General features: G+C 45.6%; 17 protein-coding genes and 1 riboswitch. Of the genes, 9 read left to right on the forward strand and 8 right to left on the reverse strand.

Annotated elements, in window-relative coordinates:
• The first annotated feature begins 119 nt into the window (after positions 1–119).
• From tamA to OH460_RS11510, 3 genes are all read left to right on the forward strand, one after another.
• A complete protein-coding gene (tamA, locus tag OH460_RS11500) occupies positions 120–1,832 on the forward strand; it encodes an autotransporter assembly complex protein TamA (RefSeq protein ID WP_116871606.1) in 1,713 nt (570 codons plus the stop codon).
• Positions 1,829–5,587: an autotransporter assembly complex protein TamB gene (gene tamB, locus OH460_RS11505; RefSeq protein ID WP_269997154.1), complete on the forward strand. Its 3,759-nt coding sequence runs from the start codon at positions 1,829–1,831 to the stop codon at positions 5,585–5,587. Before tamA ends, tamB begins: the two co-directional genes overlap by 4 nt.
• 87 nt (positions 5,588–5,674) lie before the next feature.
• Positions 5,675–6,031 carry a gamma-glutamylcyclotransferase family protein gene (locus OH460_RS11510; RefSeq protein WP_239963085.1) on the forward strand — a complete coding sequence of 119 codons (357 nt, stop codon included), beginning with the start codon at positions 5,675–5,677 and terminating at the stop codon, positions 6,029–6,031.
• An 88-nt stretch (positions 6,032–6,119) separates the two neighbouring features.
• On the opposite strand, the gene fbp is transcribed toward OH460_RS11510, so the two are convergent.
• Positions 6,120–7,130 (reverse strand): class 1 fructose-bisphosphatase, encoded by a 1,011-nt coding sequence (gene fbp, locus OH460_RS11515; RefSeq protein WP_008220458.1) that lies wholly within the window; start codon positions 7,128–7,130, stop codon positions 6,120–6,122.
• Between the two features lie 271 nt (positions 7,131–7,401).
• Between fbp and mpl the strand changes: the two genes are divergently transcribed.
• The 5 genes from mpl (at position 7,402) to thiQ (ending at position 13,031) form a co-directional block, all read left to right on the forward strand.
• On the forward strand, positions 7,402–8,760 hold the full coding sequence (mpl, locus tag OH460_RS11520) for a UDP-N-acetylmuramate:L-alanyl-gamma-D-glutamyl-meso-diaminopimelate ligase (RefSeq protein WP_269997156.1): 1,359 nt from the start codon (positions 7,402–7,404) through the stop codon (positions 8,758–8,760).
• A gap of 38 nt (positions 8,761–8,798) precedes the next feature.
• Positions 8,799–9,422 carry a flavin prenyltransferase UbiX gene (locus tag OH460_RS11525; RefSeq protein WP_004738720.1) on the forward strand — a complete coding sequence of 208 codons (624 nt, stop codon included), beginning with the start codon at positions 8,799–8,801 and terminating at the stop codon, positions 9,420–9,422.
• Between the two features lie 43 nt (positions 9,423–9,465).
• A riboswitch (TPP riboswitch) is annotated at positions 9,466–9,585 on the forward strand.
• Between the two features lie 53 nt (positions 9,586–9,638).
• The gene (thiB, locus tag OH460_RS11530; protein ID WP_063522568.1) at positions 9,639–10,631 is read left to right on the forward strand and encodes a thiamine ABC transporter substrate binding subunit; all 993 of its coding nucleotides are present in this window, start codon (positions 9,639–9,641) and stop codon (positions 10,629–10,631) included.
• Positions 10,632–10,713: 82 nt separating this feature from the next.
• Positions 10,714–12,327, forward strand: coding sequence for a thiamine/thiamine pyrophosphate ABC transporter permease ThiP (thiP, locus tag OH460_RS11535; RefSeq protein WP_269997161.1), 1,614 nt, complete (start codon positions 10,714–10,716; stop codon positions 12,325–12,327).
• Complete coding sequence (thiQ, locus tag OH460_RS11540) at positions 12,327–13,031, forward strand: thiamine ABC transporter ATP-binding protein (RefSeq protein ID WP_116871611.1); 705 nt, start codon at positions 12,327–12,329, stop codon at positions 13,029–13,031. Before thiP ends, thiQ begins: the two co-directional genes overlap by 1 nt.
• 79 nt (positions 13,032–13,110) lie before the next feature.
• Here thiQ and yjgA read toward each other — a convergent pair whose 3' ends face one another.
• Positions 13,111–13,635, reverse strand: a complete 525-nt coding sequence (gene yjgA, locus OH460_RS11545) for a ribosome biogenesis factor YjgA (RefSeq protein ID WP_269997164.1) — start codon at positions 13,633–13,635, stop codon at positions 13,111–13,113.
• 118 nt (positions 13,636–13,753) lie between these two features.
• On the opposite strand from yjgA, the gene pmbA reads away from it, so the two are divergent.
• On the forward strand, positions 13,754–15,097 hold the full coding sequence (pmbA, locus tag OH460_RS11550) for a metalloprotease PmbA (protein ID WP_105057617.1): 1,344 nt from the start codon (positions 13,754–13,756) through the stop codon (positions 15,095–15,097).
• 96 nt (positions 15,098–15,193) lie between these two features.
• Here pmbA and mgtE read toward each other — a convergent pair whose 3' ends face one another.
• From mgtE to OH460_RS11580, 6 genes are all read right to left on the reverse strand, one after another.
• Positions 15,194–16,549 carry a magnesium transporter gene (mgtE, locus tag OH460_RS11555; RefSeq protein WP_004738711.1) on the reverse strand — a complete coding sequence of 452 codons (1,356 nt, stop codon included), beginning with the start codon at positions 16,547–16,549 and terminating at the stop codon, positions 15,194–15,196.
• 148 nt (positions 16,550–16,697) lie between these two features.
• A complete protein-coding gene (locus OH460_RS11560) occupies positions 16,698–16,973 on the reverse strand; it encodes an HPr family phosphocarrier protein (RefSeq protein ID WP_008220439.1) in 276 nt (91 codons plus the stop codon).
• A gap of 2 nt (positions 16,974–16,975) precedes the next feature.
• A complete protein-coding gene (rapZ, locus tag OH460_RS11565; protein ID WP_269997170.1) occupies positions 16,976–17,845 on the reverse strand; it encodes an RNase adapter RapZ in 870 nt (289 codons plus the stop codon).
• A gap of 1 nt (position 17,846) precedes the next feature.
• Positions 17,847–18,308: a PTS IIA-like nitrogen regulatory protein PtsN gene (ptsN, locus tag OH460_RS11570; RefSeq protein WP_004738707.1), complete on the reverse strand. Its 462-nt coding sequence runs from the start codon at positions 18,306–18,308 to the stop codon at positions 17,847–17,849.
• Between the two features lies 1 nt (position 18,309).
• Positions 18,310–18,597, reverse strand: coding sequence for a ribosome hibernation promoting factor (gene hpf, locus OH460_RS11575; RefSeq protein ID WP_008220435.1), 288 nt, complete (start codon positions 18,595–18,597; stop codon positions 18,310–18,312).
• A gap of 61 nt (positions 18,598–18,658) precedes the next feature.
• The gene (locus OH460_RS11580) at positions 18,659–20,119 is read right to left on the reverse strand and encodes an RNA polymerase factor sigma-54 (RefSeq protein ID WP_269997176.1); all 1,461 of its coding nucleotides are present in this window, start codon (positions 20,117–20,119) and stop codon (positions 18,659–18,661) included.
• Positions 20,120–20,172 lie beyond the last annotated feature (53 nt).

A 20,172-nucleotide genomic window follows, 5' to 3' on the forward strand; every position in this document is an offset into this window, starting at 1 on the left:
TAAATAAGTCTTTAAATTAGACCGTGTTATTACAGGATTTCTTACAGACTCAATGCCTTTTTAGCGGTATTATTTCTTTTTGATTATTAACGTATTGATAACTTCTTCACCAATTAAGCATGATAAGAAAAACTTTACCAGTTCTGTTTGGCACTCTATTGTCATCGACGCTCGCTTTTGCTGACGTTTCCCTTGAGATTAAAGGGCTTGATGGAGCGCTAGAAGATAATGTTGATGCTTATCTAAGTGCTGTGCCTGAAGAAGAATATGCGATTTCATTAAGGTTCCAGTCTCGCGTGGAATCTATGATTAAAGAAGCACTCAATGCGTTAGGTTACTACCAACCGACTATCACTTTTTCTCACTCCCAAGATGAAACTGAACTGACTGTAACTGTTGATCGGGGAGAGCCCGTTCTTATTTACGAATCAGACATCGTGCTGAGCGGGGAAGCCAAAGATGATCCAGATTTTTTAGCCTTGATTGCTAAGAGTAAGCTATCCAAAGGTTCGATTCTCAATCATGGTAACTACGACTCTTTGAAATCATCGATGCGCAACCTTGGATTAGCCAAAGGTTACTTCGACGGCTCGTATGAGCTCAGTAAGCTAGAAGTGGCTCCTGAGTTGAATCGAGCTTACATTCGCCTTCACTACAACAGTGGTATTCGTTATCACTTTGGCACTACCACGGTAACGGGCAGCCAAATAGAAGATGATAGGGTTCAATCGCTCAAGCCGTTTAAAGATGGTGAACCTTACTCGATTACTAAGGTTGGCGAGTACAACCAAAACCTGTCCAATACCGATTGGTTCTCTTCGGTTTTTGTTGAACCAGATTTAAGTCAACTGGGTGAAGGTCGAGAAATTCCAATGAAGGTTAGCCTTGCTCCTCAAGCGCGTAACCAAATTGAAACGGGTATCGGTGTATCCACCGACCTTGGCGTAAAAGGCACCCTGAAGTGGAAAAAACCTTGGGTTAATGAACAAGGCCATAGCTTCAATAGCAGCCTGTCGATTTCTAAACCTGAACAGACGATTACCGCTACCTATAAAATCCCTCTGGATGACGTGCTGAACGACTACTATCAAGTTAAGTACGGTATGAAAAACTTGGATAACCGTGACACCAAAAGTTTGGAATCGAACCTAGCGTTAGAAAGGTATTGGCGCCTTGATAATGGCTGGCAGCGCACCGTGTTCATTCGATACTTGGTTGAAAACTATGAGCAAGGTTTACAAGACGATTTGGCGCAATTCGTCTTGCCGGGTATTTCGTTTTCACGAACTCGAACTCGTGGTGGCTCGATGCCAATGTGGGGGGATAAACAAACCATCATGGTTGAGGCGGCTGATGATACCTTATTGTCGGAAACCAAGGTGGTACGTTTTCAAGGACAAACGGCTTGGATTCGTAGCATTGGTAATAATCATCGTGGTCTAACCCGCCTTCAATTTGGTGGTAACTTTGCCGATGAATTTGAGAAACTGTCTCCCTCGCTCAGATTCTTTGCTGGTGGTGATAACAGTATTCGAGGTTATGGCTATGAGTCGATCTCTCCTCGAGATGAAAGTGGTGCACTAACCGGTGCAAAGTTCATTGCAACCAGTTCATTTGAGTATCAATACCGTTTGGTTGGAAATTGGTGGGGAGCGGCTTTCTACGATATTGGTGATGCATTCAATGATACGCCAGAATGGAAGCACGGTACCGGCGTCGGTGTTCGTTGGGCATCGCCGGTTGGCCCTGTCAGTTTAGATTTTGCTTGGGGCCTAGATGCGAAGAAAGGTGACGAGTTCCAACTGCACTTTAGTTTAGGGCCAGAATTATGATCAAAGTGATGGGCAAATGCATAAAATGGACGTCGATTTCCTTGACGTCTATTTTGCTGTTGTTGATAGCCCTGCTCGGTTTTGTACTGTTTACAAACCCTGGCTTAAACACTGTGTTGTGGGGCGCTGAAAAAGCTCTGCCACAACTTAAAGTGGAGAGCACAAAAGGTGCTCTGTTCCCGAACTTCACACTTAATAATGTTCAATTCAAAGATGATAGCCTCCATATCGATACCACAGTGGAAAAGCTGGTATTGGCTATTAATCCTCGCTGTTTACTCGACCCTAAGTTGTGTGTCGACCGCTTAGCGATTCAAGGTTTGGACTTCGCATTTACGGAATTACCTCCAGCTTCTGCAGAAGAGACAGAGCCGACTCCGCCAGTGACATCGGTGAAAACACCGCTACCAATCGTGATCAATCGTATTGCTTTGTCTGATATCAAACTGAATATCTTGGGTCATGAGATTGAATGGAGTTTGTTTTCAACTGCTTTGAGTATGCAGGGTGAAAAGCTGACGGTATCGCCAACCCTGTTCAATGACCTTAAAGTAAAACTTGCTGAATCGACGGAAGAACCACAGGCAGAACCTGTCGAACCAGAGCCTGCGGTGAAAACAGCAATTGAGCTGCCTGAGGTCTGGATTCCGTTACAGATTGTGTTAGAGCGCTTTGATTTAAATCACTTCACCTTAGTGCAAGAAACCCCAATAGTTGTCAATCATCTTGGACTCGAAGCTCAAGCGGGCGGGCATAAAGTGGATGTTTCAACACTTGAGCTCGATATGCCGCAGGCGAGCGCGAACCTTTCTACTAAGGTTGAGCTGAAAGATGGCTATCCTTTAGAGCTTTCATTGGATGCTAAGGTGAAGGACACCGACCTCGCTGGTCAGAAGTTATCACTGAAAGCACAGGGGAGTGTGGCTAAGCTGCAGCTCGACTCGCAGTTTTCTGACTTGATAGAAGCCAAGCTCTCTGGAGAAATTCAACCTTTAGAGCCGACGCTGCCATTTGATTTACTGTTAGAAGATGGACAAGCACAATGGCCCCTAACTGGTAAAAGTGATTACCAAGCCGAAATTGAGCGCTTTAAGACTGATGGCTCATTAGATGGCTTTAATGTTCAGCTCAAGGGCGAAGCCGATGGTAATGAAATCCCAGCTCTAGTCATCGACCTACAAGGTAAAGGTACCACTGAGCAAATAGAGCTTGAGCGACTGAAACTGAACACCTTGGGCGGTGAGCTCAATGGTGCGGTCAAAGCTAACTGGGCAAAGCTCGTTAATTGGCAAGCGGATGTGACCCTTAAAGATATTCAACCTGGTCTGCAGTGGCCAGAAGCTGAGGGCAATATTAGCGGTAGTTTAGTCACATCGGGTGAATTGACTGAGGCTGGGGGCTGGGCCATTGAGCTACCTAAGCTTGATATTGAAGGTATCTTGCGTGATTACCCGTTAGATATCGAAGGTCAGTTGTCGGCATCTGATCGCAGCGCCAGCGGTGAGCCTAAACTGAAAACCAGTGGTTTGAGTTTGGCGCACGGTGTGAACTCGATTAAGGCTCAGGGGCAGCTTGATAAACAGTGGGATATGGGTGTTGATATTTATTTCCCTGAGCTGGTGAAAAGTGTTCCTGATTTGAAAGGACAAGTGATTGGTAACATCCAACTTAGCGGCCCAACTCAAGAGCCTAAGGTCGACCTGACACTGAATGTAAATAAGGTGGACTGGAATAACGAGGCAACGCTTGAGTCATTATCACTTAATGGTTCTGTGGTCCCACTTCCGTTACCCGAAGCGCAAGCTGACCTTGCTTTAAAGGCTAAAAATTTAACTTATCAAGAACAAAACGTCGAAAGCATTGATTTGACCGTGAGTGGCGGTGAGAAAAAGCACACTGTGACTCTAGATGTGATATCTGACATTGTCTCTACAAGCCTAGCAATTTCTGGCGAGTTGATTCAGAAGCCTTCTCTCATTTGGGATGGCTCGTTAGACCGAGTAAAAATCACAACTCAACAAGGCCCTTGGGTGCTTGATAAACCCGTTTCTATTAAGGCGGATGTCGACAAGCAGTTTGCTGATGTTCAAGCGCACTGTTGGAAGCAAGCTGGTTCGAGTGTGTGTCTGGACGAAGACATCCGTGCTGGGAAGTCGGGTGAGGCTAAGATTGCAATCAATCAGTTCGACTTCGATCAGATTAAAGCCTTTGTTCCAAAAGAGACTGAGCTACAAGGCTTAGTAAATGTTAAAGCTCATGCTAAGTGGTCGGAACAAGACCAGCCAGAGGTAACAGTAAACCTTGATATGCCAAAAGGTCAGGCTGTACAGCAAGTCGGTGAGCCAATCACAATTGGTTGGGAGAGCATTGCCCTTAATGCTCAATTGAAAGACAACAAGCTAGATGCAGACTTCAAACTGGATGTTTCCGATAACGGTGACCTGTCTGGTACCGTGTCGCTGCCTGATGTTCTTGCGCAAGATAAAATGGTCGATGCTGCGATTAAGTTGACGACCTTCCATTTGGATTTCTTACAGCCAATTTTAGGTGAATATAGCTTGTTGAAAGCCGACCTAGCGAGTGACCTGCAGGTGAAAGGTTCTTTGATGCACCCTCAAGTCTTTGGTCAATTCTCTGTGGATGGAATTCAAGTCAAAGGTGATGTAACTCCGATTGATGTGAAAGATGGCCGCATTGATCTCGACTTTAATGGTTATAGCGCCAAGCTTGACGCTAACGTGGAAACACCAGATGGTCAGTTGGATATCGAAGGCTCTGGTGAGTGGCAAGATCTTCAAGCATGGCATTCGAACGTTAGGGTGTTTGCTGATGAGTTGATGGTGGTTGTTCCACCTATGGTCAAGGTTAAGGTCGTTCCTGATATGACCATAGACGTTACGCCTGAGCTTGCAAAAATTACTGGTGACATTGCATTACCGTGGGGCCGCATTGTCGTTGAAGACTTGCCACCGTCTGCAGTTGGTGTTTCTTCTGATCAGGTTATTTTGAATAAAGACCTGCAACCTGAAGGCGAATCGACCATTCCATTTAATGTGATGACCAATATTAATATTTCAATCGGTGATGACTTCAAATTGTCCGCTTTCGGCCTTGAAGGTGAATTGGTCGGTAAACTGAATGTGGCTCAAAAAGACCAAGGCCCGTTTGTGACGGGCGAGGTCAACATCGTTAACGGTACCTACCAATCGTTTGGACAAGACCTGCTTATCGAAGAGGGAAAAATCTTAATGAATGGGCCTCCGGATCAGCCATACGTTGCGATCAATGCGATTCGTAACCCTGACAATACTCAAGATGATGTGACAGCTGGTATTCGAGTGACAGGCCCTGCGACAGAGCCGACGATTGAGATTTATTCTGACCCTGCAATGCCGCAAGCCAACGCGCTGTCTTATATTTTACGTGGCCAAGATATTGATGGTGAGTCGAATGGTTCGATGACGACGACCTTAATTGGTTTGAGTTTAGCGAAGAGCGGTAAGGTTGTTGGCGAAATCGGTGAAGCATTTGGTGTACAAGATCTACAACTGGATACCGCAGGCTCTGGCGATGACTCACAAGTAACGGTAAGTGGTTACATTCTGCCAGGCTTACAGGTGAAGTATGGTGTGGGTATCTTCAATTCGCTTGGTGAGTTTACTGTTCGTTACCGATTGATGCAGGATCTCTACGTTGAAGCCGTTTCGGGTCTCGACAGCGCGGTAGACCTCCTCTATCAGTTTGAGTTCGAGTAGAACAGTTTGATTCCGAATAGAGCGGTTTAGGTCGAGAGTGTTTAGCCATTCATTGAATAGCAGAGATGAATGGCTTGTGGGGGATTTATGAAGCATCTTGTTTTTGTTTATGGAACCTTGAGACAGGGTCAATCGAATCATCATTATTTGAAGGGCTGTGATTTACTTGGGCGATTTGATACTCCTGAGGAATACGCTCTTTTTGACCTAGATGCCTATCCCGCGATGATTTTTGGAAAGAAAAGTGTCGCTGGGGAAGTATTTATGATTAACGATGAAGTCTTGGCGTCGCTCGATCGGCTAGAAGATGTGCCTGTCGAGTATCGTCGCGAGCAAATAGAGACTATATTTGGGTTAGCATGGGTATATTTGTATCAGCTTGATCTAACAGCTAATAAAGAAATACTTTCGGGTGACTGGTGTCAGCGGAACAATGATTCCTAACTAGTTAATCACCTTACGAGACAACAAAAAGCCAGCACTGAGGTGCTGGCTTTTTTAATAGCGTTAGTTTGAGAATGAAATGAGAGGGTTACTCAGGGTTCAGCTCAAGAAACTCTTCTACTTTACGTACCATTTTTGTTGAACCAACGAAGAAAGGCACACGTTGGTGTAGCTCAGTTGGTTTGATATCCATAATACGTTGTGCACCGTCTGATGCAATACCGCCAGCTTGCTCCATAAGGAAAGCAATAGGGTTGCATTCATAAAGCAAACGCAATTTACCTTGAGGGTGGCTCTCTGTACTTGGGTACAAGTAGATGCCGCCTTTTAGCAAGTTACGGTGGAAATCAGACACAAGAGAACCAATGTAACGTGACGTGTAAGGGCGGTTATCGCTTGGCTCGCTTTCCTGACAGTATTTGATGTACTTCTTAACACCGGTTGGGAAGCGGATGTAGTTACCTTCGTTGATCGAGTAGATCTTGCCTTCGTCTGGAATCATCATGTTTTCATGAGATAGACAGAAAGTACCCAGAGATGGATCGTAGGTGAAACCATTTACGCCAGCACCAGTTGTGTAAACCAGCATGGTTGAAGAACCGTAAATTACGTAACCGGCAGCTACCTGTTTGTGACCTGGTTGCAGGAAGTCTTCTTGAGTCGGTGGTGTTCCGATTGGAGAGACACGGCGGTAGATAGAGAAAATCGTACCAACCGATACATTTACATCGATATTTGATGAACCATCAAGTGGGTCCATCAACACGACGTATTTTGCGTTTTTGTTGAGCTCTTTATTGAAGGCAACCGCTTCGTCTTCTTCTTCACTTGCTACACCACAAACTTGGTCACGAGCTTCTAGAGCCGCTTTAAATTTGTCGTTCGCATAAAGGTCTAGCTTCTGCTGCTCTTCACCTTGAACGTTGTCTGTACCAACAGCGCCAGTAATGTCGACAAGACCTGCTTTGTTGATTTCACGGTTAACAATTTTTGCAGCAAGACGAATTGATGACAAAAGGGATGATAGATCACCACTTGCATGGGGAAAGTCACTCTGTTTCTCAACAATGAACTCACCAAGGGTGCGCATCTCAGACATGTTATTTCCTTAAACTTCTCTGAATATTAGGGGGGATTTGAGCACCATAGAATTTGCCTCTTAAGTGGGCTTTATTCATCTAGACGCTTACCTAAATTCTAAGGCTTAGATCTTTTTAATGGTAATGAACTAAGCGACACAGATCTCACTTACTATGTCGACTCAATTTGTTTTGCATTGCTGCTCGCTTTTAAGCGTCATTTAATGATAATGAGTACAAGCCGTTTTAATTAGGCACTGTTTATATTAGCCAAGCGTTTGGAAGCAATTTATGCATATTCATATCTTAGGAATTTGTGGCACCTTCATGGGCGGTGCTGCGGTATTGGCTCGTCAATTAGGTCACAAGGTTACCGGTAGTGACGCGAATGTTTATCCTCCAATGAGTACGTTGTTGGAGTCGCAAGGGATTGAAATTATTGAAGGGTTCGACCCAAGCCAACTAGAGCCTAGGCCTGATCTGGTGGTTATTGGTAATGCCATGAGCCGTGGTAACCCATGTGTTGAGTATGTCTTGGATAACAACCTTAGATACACCTCTGGTCCACAATGGCTGCAAGAGTTCTTGCTGCACGACCGCTGGGTTCTTGCGGTGTCCGGCACTCACGGTAAAACTACAACTTCCAGCATGCTGGCTTGGATTTTAGAAGATTGCGGTTATGCGCCCGGCTTTTTAGTTGGTGGGGTATTGGGTAACTTTGGTATCTCCGCTCGCTTAGGTGAAAGCATGTTCTTCGTCGTAGAAGCCGACGAATACGACAGTGCTTTTTTCGACAAACGCTCTAAGTTCGTTCATTACCACCCAAGAACCTTGGTGATGAATAACCTTGAGTTCGATCATGCAGATATCTTTGACGATCTTGAAGCGATAAAACGTCAATTCCACCATTTAGTGCGAACTGTGCCAGGCAATGGTCGTATTTTCTCACCCAAGCAAGATACCGCTATTCAAGATGTTTTATCACGTGGCTGCTGGAGTGAGACAGAATCAAGTGGCGAAGCTGGCGATTGGGATGCCAAAAAGCTTGTCAAAGATGGCTCTCAATTTGAAGTTTACTTCCAAGGTGAGTGTGTTGGTACAGTAGATTGGGACTTGGTTGGTGATCATAATGTCAACAATGCTCTTATGGCGATTGCTGCGGCAAGACATGTGGGTGTGACGCCAGATTTAGCGTGCGAATCGTTAGCGAAATTCATCAATACCAAACGTCGTCTAGAGTTTAAAGGCGAGGTCGCTGGTGTGTCTGTTTATGATGATTTTGCTCATCATCCAACGGCGATTGAACTTACGCTCGGCGGTTTACGTAATAAGGTCGAATCGAAAAAAATCATTGCCGTTTTAGAGCCTCGTTCCGCCACCATGAAGCGTGGCGTGCATAAAGAAACCTTGGCTGATTCGCTTAAACAAGCGGATTCCACCTACTTATTCCAACCGGACAACATTGATTGGTCGGTGCAGGATGTCGCAGACGCTTGTCATCAGCTTGCACATGTTAGTGATGATATGGATGTATTTGTTGCTAAAATTGTCTCAGAGGCGCAAGCAGGAGACCAAATTCTGGTAATGAGTAATGGTGGCTTTGGTGGTATTCACCAAAAATTGTTGGATGCGTTAGCCCTTAAAGGTTAATCCAATCCACGACCTTATAATTTGAAGTAACTGAGAACATGACAAAACACGATAAAGCGATAACTCTTGCTTTTACTGGCGCATCTGGTGCGCCTTACGGACTACGTTTGCTCGAATGCTTGTTGGCAGCAGACTATCAGGTCTACCTGCTGATTTCGTCGGCAGCGCGAGTGGTGTTGGCAACAGAGCATGAGCTCAAGTTACCTGCCGGACCGGATGCGGCAAAGCAAGCCTTGGTTAAGCACTTGGGCTGCGATCCAGAAAAGCTGGTGGTATGCGGCAAAGATGACTGGTTCTCTCCAGTAGCATCAGGTTCAGCTGCGCCGAAGCAGATGGTGGTGTGCCCATGTTCTGCGGGCAGTTTGGCATCGATTGCCCATGGATTATCGGATAACCTGATTGAGCGCGCAGCAGATGTGGTGATGAAAGAGCGAGGTCAGCTGTTATTGGTGGTTCGTGAAACGCCATTCTCAACGCTACATCTAGAGAACATGCACAAGCTATCGACGATGGGTGTAACCATCATGCCAGCCGCTCCGGGGTTTTATCACCAACCTAAGTCAATAGAAGACCTGGTCGATTTTATGGTGGCGCGCATTCTGGACCATCTAGGTATTGACCAAGGTTTAGTGCCTAGATGGGGCTACGATCAACGTAATTGATCCAAACTTGATAGCTTATTGTTAAAAATCGAATTACAATTCTGAACACTCATCGGGGAGCAAACCATTCAAATAATGAATGCGAGCTGAGATCAAGCAGGTGCTTGGGACCCGTAAACCTGAACCAGATAATGCTGGCGTAGGAATTGAGTTAGGAACAACCTCCATCGTTCTCCTCCCTCAAACCTGTGCCGCTCAGACCATGGAGAGCGTCCAGTGAAATTCACATTAACTACCCTTGCTGTTACTACAGCTATCTCTTTTTCTGCCTTTGCTGCAGACGATACGTTAACCGTCTACACCTATGACTCTTTTGCTGCGGATTGGGGCCCACGTCCTGCCGTCGAGAAAGCGTTTGAAGAAAAGTGTGGCTGTGATGTGAATTTTGTCGCGCTCGAAGATGGCGTCTCTATCCTGAACCGTTTACGTCTTGAAGGCGGCAACAGCAAAGCTGACATCGTTTTGGGCTTAGATAACAACTTAATGGCTGAAGCGAAAGCGACAGGCTTATTGGCTGAGCATAATGTTGATACATCATCAGTAACACTGCCAAATGGCTGGGACGATAATACATTTGTACCTTACGACTTTGGCTACTTCGCTTTTGTCTACAACACAGAGAAGCTAGCAAACCCACCGAAAAGTCTGAAAGAGTTGGTTGAGCAACGTGAAGACCTGAAGGTTATCTACCAAGATCCACGTACTTCAACCCCAGGCCAAGGCATGATGCTTTGGATGAAATCGGTATACGGTGATGAAGCTACAGCGGCGTGGAAGAAGCTAGCTCAGAAAACGGTGACGGTAACTAAAGGCTGGTCTGAAGCTTACTCTATGTTCCTAGAGGGTGAATCTGATTTAGTATTGTCATACACCACTTCTCCGGCTTACCACATCATTGCGGAGAACGATTCTAAGTATGCTGCTGCGAACTTTGAAGAGGGGCATTACACTCAAGTGGAAGTGGCAGCAAAGGTCAAAGGCAGTAAGAATGAAAAGCTTGCTGATGAGTTTATGGCGTTTATCCTAAGTGATGAATTCCAATCGGCGATGCCGACAGGCAACTGGATGTACCCAGTGACAGATGTTGAGCTACCTAAAGGTTTCGAACAACTGACGGTACCTCAGCAAGCGTTAAGCTTTAGCTCTGAAGAGATCGCCGAGAAGCGTAAGCCTTGGATTCGTGAATGGCAGAGTGCGCTTACTTTTTAATTTACTTTTAAAAGAATGAACGACCTGTATTTAAAGCCATTCTTTATGTTTGGAATGGACTTTTTACGGTAATAATCAATTTATGATAAAGAAAACGCCTAAGGTCGGTATTTGGGTCGCGATACTCATTACCGCCTTCGTGGTTTCAGCAGTAGGGGCATTGTTTAGCAATGCCCCTTCTCTTGATATCAGCCAAGTATGGTCCGATCCCTACTATTTGCATGTAACGAAGTTCAGTTTTTATCAAGCGACACTCTCAACGGTGCTGAGTGTTGGCTTTGCTATACCTATTGCACACGCCCTGTGTCGCAGACAGTTTTTTGGGCGAGCACTACTGTTAAGGCTCTTTGCGTCGACCTTAGTTCTGCCTGTGTTGGTCGGTGTATTCGGTTTGTTAGCGATTTACGGCAACAGTGGGTGGTTAGCTAAATCCTTGGCGAACTTCGACATTGAGCTCCCATTCTCGATTTATGGCCTGAATGGTATTTTGTTGGCACACGTCTTCTTCAACCTGCCTTATGCTAGTCGCTTACTTCTGCAAGCCTTAGATACCGTGCCTGCTGAGCAGCACAAGTTGTGTGCGCATTTAGGTATGAGTCATTGGAATAAATTCAAATGGGTTGAATGGCCTCGCTTAAGACAACAGCTACCCCATGTATGTGGCTTAGTCTTCATGCTGTGCTTTACCAGCTTTGCAACTGTGATGGCGCTGGGCGGTGGACCTAAATCAACCACTATCGAGCTCGCTATTTATCAGGCGATTAAATTCGACTTTGATCTGCAAGCGGGGGCTTTGCTGGCGATATGGCAAATGCTGTTATGTGGCGTGTTAGCTGTGAGTATTCAGCGCCTATCTAAGCCGATCTCAGTGACGGCGAGTCAGCTGTCGGAAGAGAAGTATTTGGTTAAAGACAGCTGGTGGTCAAAAGCTTGGGATAGCTTTTGGATCATCATGGTATCAATACTCGTATTACCGCCACTGTTGATGGTGCTTGTTAGTGGTATTAACGCTCAAGCTTTGACGGTACTCAGCAGTGAGCCATTTTGGGCGGCGCTGATGACTTCGGTGAGAGTCGCTTTATTGGCGAGTGTTATTGCTGTTGGCATAGGTATCGCTATATTGCTCACCAGTCGTGCGTGGCGCTTGCAAAACAAGACGATCAGAGCCGATAAAATCGAGCTGATCGGCACTATTATCTTGGTGACGCCGGGATTAGTGATCAGCACAGGTATCTTCTTATTGCTACGTTCATTTACCGATGTGTTCAGTTTGGCTTTCTTTATTGTGATTGCCGTAAATAGCCTAATGGCGCTGCCTTATGTGATTAAGACACTTGCCCAACCTATGTTGCATCTGTCTCAGCAATATCAATATGTGTGTGCCAGTTTAGGTATGACTGGCTTTACTCGCTTTAGGTTAATGGAGTGGCGTGCATTGCGTAAACCGATGGCGCAGGCTTTCTCAATCAGCTTTATGCTGGCGATGGGCGACTTAAGTGCAATTGCCTTGTTTGGTAGCCAAGACTTTAGAACTCTGCCTTTGTATCTATTCCAATTGTTAGGTAGCTATCAAATGGAAGCGGCTGCTGTGGTGTCAGTGAGTTTGCTGTTGCTGAGTGTTGGCAGCTTTAGTCTGATTGAATTTTTGTTTACTCGAAGCTCAAAGCTCAAAGCTAAAGAGTTAAGGAACCTATGATGTTAGTGATGAAAGATGTGGATTACCACTACCACCAAGAGTTGTTTAGTTTTGATTTCCAAGCCGAGCAGGGTGATATTGTTGCTTTGATGGGACCAAGCGGCGCGGGTAAATCAACCCTACTCGCATTGGTTGCTGGGTTTATTGAGCCAACATCGGGTGAGATTTCAGTGGCCGGCCAGTCGCTTATTGGCAAAGAAGCACATCAGCGACCTTTGGCAATGCTGTTTCAAGAACACAACCTATTTGCTCACCTCACGGTACGTGAAAATATTGGTTTAGGGTTGCATCCTGGGTTAAAGCTTACCGCAACCCAAAAGCAATCTGTGGAACAAGCCGCAGCGCAAGTTGGTGTTGCTGAGTATTTGGATAGATTGCCTGAGCACTTATCTGGCGGTCAACGCCAACGTGTCGCCTTAGCGCGTTGTTTCGTTCAGCCTCATGATATTTGGCTACTTGATGAACCTTTCTCTGCACTTGATCCTTTGCTGCGAGAAGAGATGCTTAGCTTAGTGAAGCGATTAGCGGCAGAGCGAAATATTACGGTTTTGATGGTGACGCACCATTTAGGTGATGCGCGTAGCATTGCGAATAAATTTGTGTTCGTTGCTTTGGGGAAGGTATTGGTTGAGGATTCAATTGAGGTACTCACTGTCGACCACCCTCAGCCAGAGCTCAGCTCGTTTGTTAGAGCTGGCGAGTAGTACTCAATGAACAACAGAATCAAAAAAGACCTAGCGTGTGCTAGGTCTTTTTTTAGGGAGCTGATAACACGATGACGGATTAATCGTCTTGCTTTAGCTCTTTCAGAGTTTGGAAGATCTCACGGAAAGCCTTTGCTGGCTTGTTTGCTTTCTTCTCTTTGTTAGCTTGACGCGCCAATTGGCGAAGACGTTGACGGTCTGCTTCAGGATACATTTCCATGACTTCTGAAATAGCAGCATCACCTTCTTCAACGATACGGTCACGCAGTTGCTCAAGCTTGTGTAGCTCAGCTGTTGCTTGTGAGTGCTTGTTACGTACCTTGTCCAAAGCCGCTTGAATCGGCTCTGGGTCGATGTTACGCATGATCTTACCAATGTATTGAAGCTGGCGACGTTTTGCTTCGTTCTTAAAGCGTTGTGCGTCTTTAATCGCGAGTGCCAAATCTTCAGACAGAGGGAATTTCTCTAATACTGATGGCTTTAGGGTAACAAGTTCTTCCCCTAGTTTCTGTAGGGCTTCCATGTCCGTTTTCATTTCGGTTTTACTTACCCAGATGATTTCTTCTTCTGGTTCCCATGGAGCTTTTTGGTTTTTGCGAGCCATCTTTTCTGCCTATGTCACTATCTCAAACGAATATATTGCCTATTTTAGCAAGAATCTTGGGGAGAAAGCGAAATTCTTGTTATCCTACGTAATATTGACCTACAAAATTAGAATAGATATGGATGTAAAACAGCAAGTCGCCCAGCAAAGAGTTGATCTAGAAGCCGCAGTTGCAAAAGCGTTGGACATGGCCTCTGTGAGTGCCGACGCCGCTGAGGTCGCTATTACTAAGTCAACGGGTTTGAGTGTTTCAACACGCATGTGTGAAGTGGAAAACGTTGAATTTAATAGTGATGGTGCGCTAGGCATTACTGTTTATCGCGGCCAGAAAAAAGGCAGTGCATCTACATCTGATCTGAGTGAAAAAGCGATTGCTCAAACAGTCGCAGCTGCACTCGATATCGCTCAGTACACCTCAGAAGACCCGTTCGCAGGCCCTGCAGCAAAAGAATACATGGTGAAAGAGATTCCAGACTTGGACCTTTTTCACCCTGATGAACCAAACCCAGACTATGCCGCTGAGATTGCGATTGCTGCTGAGAAGCAAGCATTAGCTTATAGCGACAAGATCAAACAAAGTGATGGCGCGAGTTACGACAGCCACTACGGTGTTAAGGTCTATGGTAACAGCCACGGTTTGCTAGCAAGTTATGCATCTAGCCGTCATAGCACGAGCTGTTGCGTGATTGGTCAGGGTGCTAATGGTGAAATGGAACGTGACTACAGCTATACCGTTGCACGTCACCGTGATGAGCTATGGACGCCTGAGCGCGTAGGTCAAGAAGCAGCAGAAAAGACCATTAGCCGCTTAGATGCTAAAAAGCTAGCAACAGGTCAATACCCGATCATGTTCGCCAATGATGTAGCGACTGGCCTTATTGGTCACCTAGTGATGGCGATCAGCGGTGGTAACCTGTATCGCAAAGCATCCTTCCTATTGGATCATCTAGGTCAGAAAATCTTGCCAGATTGGTTCAACATCTCTGAGCGCCCTCATATCCTGCGTGGTTTGGCTTCAAGCCCATTTGATAGCGAAGGTGTGTTCACTCAAGATCGTGAAATCATCACTGACGGTGTTTTAGCCACTTATCTACTAACGAGTTACGCAGCACGTAAAATGGATATGACACCGACAGGTCATGCTGGTGGTATTCATAACTGGTTCGTTAAGTCGACAGGTCAAAACTTTGAGCAGATGCTTAAAGAGTTGGGTACTGGCTTCCTCGTAACTGAAGTGATGGGGCAAGGCGTGAATACCGTAACGGGTGATTATTCTCGTGGCGCTGCAGGTTTCTGGGTTGAGAATGGAGAAATCCAATACCCAGTATCGGAAGTGACGATCGCGGGTAACCTAAAAGACATGTTCAACCAGATCGTTGCAGTGGGTAACGACGTTGAAACACGCTCTCAAATTCAGACGGGTTCTATCCTGCTTGAGTCTATGAAAGTGGCAGGCGAGTAATTCACTTAACGCCAACCTAAAGAACTAAAAAAGGGAGCCGATGGCTCCCTTTTTTGTATGCAGTGTTTCGTAGTTAAAGTAGCTTATGACGAAAACTTAGATAAGTATCGTCGCTAAGCCTAAGAACACCGATAGGCCAATAACATCGGTTACTGTTGTCAGTGCCATACCACCGGCTAATGCTGGGTCGATATTCATCTTCTTAAGCATCACTGGAATGGTTACACCGGCGATACCAGCCACTATCAAGTTGGTCATCATTGCGGCTGAGATGATGCCTCCCAGTATCCAATTGCCTTTCCAAGCTACCACAATACCACCAATGATAACGGCCCATAGAACGCCGTTGAGGAAGCCGATAGCTGCCTCTTTGAATAGTAGTTCGCGTTTGTTACTGTCACCGATGTGACCAAGTGCTAAACCACGAATCACTAGAGCAACGGTTTGGTTACCAGCAACACCACCCATCGACGGTACAATCGTCATCAGAACCGCAATCGCAGCCATTTGGTCGAGCGTTGCTTCAAACATGTTGGAAACAGATGCGGCAGCAAGCGCTGCTAGAACGTTAGCACCAAGCCAGACGCTACGACGACGAGCCGATTTTACGACTGGTGCGAAGGTATCTTCGTCATCATCCATACCCGCCATACTCATCATTGAGTGTTCGGCATCTTCACGGATAACATCAACCACGTCATCGATGGTGATACGACCAACGAGATGTTGGTTGCTGTCGACAACCGGTGCTGAAACCCAGTTACGACGTTCAAATAAGCTAGCGATATCTGAAGCGCTGGTCTCTACAGAGATGGCTTCATCTGCATCGTCCATCACTTCTGAAACTGCAATATCAGGCTGAGTCGTAATCAGTGTCGTCAGTGACAAGTTGCCAATAAGACGCTCTTCTTCGTCAATGACATACAGAGCATCGGTTGCATCAGGCAGTTCGCCACGCATACGCAAATAACGCAGTACAACATCGACATCGACATCACCACGAATCGTGATTACGTCGGTATTCATGATCGCACCGGCAGAATCTTCTGGGTACGACAGGGCGGTTTCAACTAGTGCACGATCGGCGGAGTCCATTTGAGAAAGGACTTCGCGAGAAACATCGTCGGGCAGGCTTCGAAGTACGTACGCGACGTCATCGGTCTCCATGCCTTCGGTTGCTTCGGCCAAGGTCTCTGGTGCCATTTTTGACACAAGAGCATCTTTGACGTCTTCGTTTAGTTCATCAAGAATTTCACCGTAGTCTTCTGGATCGGTGAGTTGCCAGAGTACGTCACGACTTTTGCGAGGGGAGGCTTCTAAAAGGTGTGCAATATCCTCAGGTTCCATGTCCTGAAGTTGTCGGCGTACGTGAACAAATCGGCCGTTTTCTAGGGCTTCGCTGACTTCTTGGAGGGTTTGGTGAGCTTGGTCGAATTCTAATTGCTCTGCCATATTTTCCTCCTATCTCATTATTCTTACAATGCTTGGAATAGTAACTTAATTCTAGGGCTTATTTAAATCATAAACTTAGGTAGAACTAAGATTTAATATAGGTTGGTTTACCGTTTGAGTTTGCGGCGTTACGAGTTAAGCGTCTTGGCTACTCACCCTCATCAAATTTATCTTCGATAAGGTGGCAAACGGCATCAAGTGCTTGTTGTGAATCAGTGCCCGAAGCTTGAATCGTGATGTGTTGGCCTTGGGCTGACTCCAGCATCAATAGTCCCATCACGCTGTCTGCGGTGGCACTTTTATCTTCTTCACTATGAATTGTGATAGTGGCATCAAAGCTTTGTGCAAGCTCAACCAACTTTACGGCCGCTCTAGCGTGAAGACCCAAACGGTTTTGGATCAGTACAGTTCGAGTTAATTCCATGGTTAGCCCTGTTGGTGCTTCTCTAAAGAGGCATGTCTGATTTGAACTTGATGACCAAGTTGTTCGAAGTATTCGCCAATTTTCTGCGTTAGATACACCGAGCGGTGCTTACCACCAGTACAACCAATGGCTACCGTTAGGTAACTGCGATTGTTTTTCTCTAACATTGGTAGCCACTGCTCAACGAAGCCTTGAATCTGTTGTTTGAGTTCAATCACTTCTTGATGCTGCTCTAGGAAGGAGTGAATCGGAGCATCAAGGCCTGTCATTGGTCGTAAGTCAGGTTCCCAGTGAGGGTTTGGTAAGAAGCGAACATCAAACACGTAGTCGGCATCGCTTGGCAGACCAAATTTAAAGCCGAAAGATTGAAAGACAATGATTAGCTCTTGCTTCTCTTTGCCTTCGACTTTAAAGCGCACTTTTTCACTCAACTCGTAGAGGTTGCAGTCACTGCTATCAATAACAATGCTGGCTTGCTCTGCTAGAGGGCTGAGAAGTGTCTTTTCTAAATCAATAGCCTGCTCTAGAGAAAGTTTCTCTTGGCCAATTGATAAAGGGTGGATTCTTCGGGTTTCGCTGTAGCGCTTCAGGAGTGTCTGCTTGCTGGCATCGAGGAACAATACATCAATATCGATGTTTGTAGCTGACTCGAGTTGCTCGAGCGTGTCGGTGACTAACTGAGGCTCTTTCGGTAGGTTACGTATATCAATACTTACCGCAACGTTTTGGTTGCTTTCGCGTACCGATTCGACAAAGTTGTTGAGCAGGTTTACTGGTAGATTATCGACACAGTAATACCCCAAGTCTTCTAGGACTCGTAACGCAACACTTTTACCGGCCCCTGATTGGCCACTAACCACGATTAATCGCATGTTATTGCTCGCAAGTTGGCACTTGAATCATGATGTCGTAAAGCTCTTGATCGCTCTGAGCATTACGCAGCTGTTTAAGAGTCTGCTTGTCGTTTAGTCGTTCTGCCATACAAGAAAGGGTTTTTAGATGCTCTTTGCACTGTTCGCTAGGAACAAGCAAGGCAAATAGTAGGTCGACAGGACGGTTATCAATCGCATCAAATTCGATCGGATCTTGGCATTGCAGCAATACAGCGATGGCTTTATCACTGACATTCATACGAGCGTGAGGAATGGCGATACCATTACCAATACCGGTACTGCCCATCTTCTCGCGGCTCAACATGCACTCAAATAGCTCTGTTGAATCTTGACCACAGCTCTCTGCTGCGATTTGACTGATGAGCTCAAGGGCTCTTTTTTTGCTTGTGCATTGGACTGCACTTTTGGTGCAGTCCAATGAAAGTACTTCGCTTAATTGCATGTTAGTGACTACTTAGCTTTTCTTTGTGCTTGTTGAGTTGGCGGACGAGTTTATCAACCAATGAATCAATCGCAGCATACATGCTTTCATCTGTTGCTGTTGCATGAATCTCACCTTGATTTACATGAAGGGTCGCTTCTGCAATTTGATTGATTTTCTCAACTTTTAATACAACCTGAACACTATTGATATGATCAAAGAAGCGCTCAAGTTTGTCGAATTTGGTGTGAACATAGTCTTGCATTGAATCGGTAAGATCAACGTGATGGCCTTGAATATTGATTTGCATAGACTTTCCTTTTCAGTTGGTGCCTGATAATAGCTATTAAACAAAAAGCTATTAAATTAGCTTATAGCAGGCGTTTACGCTGACTCGATGGGGCAATGCCCAGAGACTCACGGTATTTCGCTATCGTACGTCTAGCTACCTGAATTCCTTGGTCAGCCAGTAAAGCAGCTATCTTGCTATCACTGAGAGGCTTAGCGGTATTTTCTGCCGCAACAAGCTTCTTAATGAGTGCTCGAATTGCTGTCGATGAACATTCACCGCCATTGTCAGTACTGACATGGCTCGAGAAAAAGTATTTCAGTTCGAAGATGCCACGAGGCGTATGCATGAACTTTTGAGTCGTCACACGAGAGATCGTGGATTCGTGCATATCAACGGCTAAAGCAACATCGTTGAGTACCATTGGCTTCATCGCTTCTTCGCCATGTTCGAAGAAATCGCGCTGATGTTCAACAATGCATCGCGCAACTTTGAGTAGCGTCTCATTTCGGCTTTCTAAGCTTTTGATTAACCACTTCGCCTCTTGCAAGTTCGAGCGAATGTATTGGTTATCGGCGCTGTTGCCTTTACTGCCTAAGTCAGCGTACTGCTGATTGACTTTCAGCTTTGGCACACTGTCCGGGTTAATGGTCACTAACCATTTACCTAGGTCTTTAAATACCGACACATCAGGAACCACATATTCGGTTTCGTCTGGCGTAATCTTGCTGCCAGGTCGTGGGTCCAGTTGTTGAATGAGCTGCAGAACCTCACGTAGCTCTGCTTCCTTCAACTTAGTTTCTTTGATCACGAGTTTGTAATCACGGTTACCGAGTTGGTCAATATGGCTAGTAAGCACTAACTTAGCTTCTTCAAGCCAAGGTGTGTCTTGTGGGAAAGTCGCCAGTTGTAGCAGTAAGCAATCTTGAAGATTTAGTGAACCAACACCCAATGGGTCAAACTGTTGGATTCTTTTGCGCACAGCTTCGATTTCATCAAGCTCTACGTCTTCACTGTCGAAGTTTTCAAGGATGTCTTCACAAGATACGGTGAGATAGCCATAGTCATCGATGGCATCGATTAGCGCGAATGCAATGCTTCGGTCTGTTTCTGTGAATGGTGTGAGGTCGAGTTGCCAAAGTAGGTAATCGTGCAGGCTTTGGGTGGTTTCACCTTGATATACAGGCATGTCGTCATCGATAGCAATACCAGTGTTACCTGTATTTGCGCTGTAGACATCTTCCCAAGTTGTGTCGATCTCGAGCTCGTTTCCAATCTCTGATTTTTCGATTAAGTCTGAGCTGTCAGGTAAGTCTTGTTCTGCGACTTCAACTGTTTCTTTCTCGTCACGACTAGGCTTTTCTTCCGATGATGGCGTTTCTTCATTGCCTTCTTCGACATCGAGTAGTGGGTTAGATTCAAGTGCTTCTTGGATCTCTTGTTGCAAATCTAAAGTAGACAATTGCAGCAAACGAATCGCTTGCTGCAATTGAGGAGTCATTGCTAACTGTTGGCCTAGCTTAAGTTGTAATGAGGGTTTCATTCAGTGTTACTTACCTAGTTATTATTCTTAGAACTCTCGATACTCTCTATATA

Source organism: Vibrio sp. Makdt, from assembly GCF_027587015.1.
Taxonomy (GTDB): domain Bacteria; phylum Pseudomonadota; class Gammaproteobacteria; order Enterobacterales; family Vibrionaceae; genus Vibrio; species Vibrio chagasii_B.

What these genes read in the sequence shown, in the direction of transcription:
- tamA (WP_116871606.1), top strand. Translation starts at nt 120, where the DNA reads ATGATAAGAAAAACTTTACCAGTTCTGTTTGGCACTCTATTGTCATCG.
- tamB (WP_269997154.1), top strand. Translation starts at nt 1,829, where the DNA reads ATGATCAAAGTGATGGGCAAATGCATAAAATGGACGTCGATTTCCTTG.
- OH460_RS11510 (WP_239963085.1), top strand. Translation starts at nt 5,675, where the DNA reads ATGAAGCATCTTGTTTTTGTTTATGGAACCTTGAGACAGGGTCAATCG.
- fbp (WP_008220458.1), bottom strand. Translation starts at nt 7,130, where the DNA reads ATGTCTGAGATGCGCACCCTTGGTGAGTTCATTGTTGAGAAACAGAGT.
- mpl (WP_269997156.1), top strand. Translation starts at nt 7,402, where the DNA reads ATGCATATTCATATCTTAGGAATTTGTGGCACCTTCATGGGCGGTGCT.
- OH460_RS11525 (WP_004738720.1), top strand. Translation starts at nt 8,799, where the DNA reads ATGACAAAACACGATAAAGCGATAACTCTTGCTTTTACTGGCGCATCT.
- thiP (WP_269997161.1), top strand. Translation starts at nt 10,714, where the DNA reads ATGATAAAGAAAACGCCTAAGGTCGGTATTTGGGTCGCGATACTCATT.
- thiQ (WP_116871611.1), top strand. Translation starts at nt 12,327, where the DNA reads ATGTTAGTGATGAAAGATGTGGATTACCACTACCACCAAGAGTTGTTT.
- yjgA (WP_269997164.1), bottom strand. Translation starts at nt 13,635, where the DNA reads ATGGCTCGCAAAAACCAAAAAGCTCCATGGGAACCAGAAGAAGAAATC.
- pmbA (WP_105057617.1), top strand. Translation starts at nt 13,754, where the DNA reads ATGGATGTAAAACAGCAAGTCGCCCAGCAAAGAGTTGATCTAGAAGCC.
- mgtE (WP_004738711.1), bottom strand. Translation starts at nt 16,549, where the DNA reads ATGGCAGAGCAATTAGAATTCGACCAAGCTCACCAAACCCTCCAAGAA.
- OH460_RS11560 (WP_008220439.1), bottom strand. Translation starts at nt 16,973, where the DNA reads ATGGAATTAACTCGAACTGTACTGATCCAAAACCGTTTGGGTCTTCAC.
- rapZ (WP_269997170.1), bottom strand. Translation starts at nt 17,845, where the DNA reads ATGCGATTAATCGTGGTTAGTGGCCAATCAGGGGCCGGTAAAAGTGTT.
- ptsN (WP_004738707.1), bottom strand. Translation starts at nt 18,308, where the DNA reads ATGCAATTAAGCGAAGTACTTTCATTGGACTGCACCAAAAGTGCAGTC.
- hpf (WP_008220435.1), bottom strand. Translation starts at nt 18,597, where the DNA reads ATGCAAATCAATATTCAAGGCCATCACGTTGATCTTACCGATTCAATG.
- OH460_RS11580 (WP_269997176.1), bottom strand. Translation starts at nt 20,119, where the DNA reads ATGAAACCCTCATTACAACTTAAGCTAGGCCAACAGTTAGCAATGACT.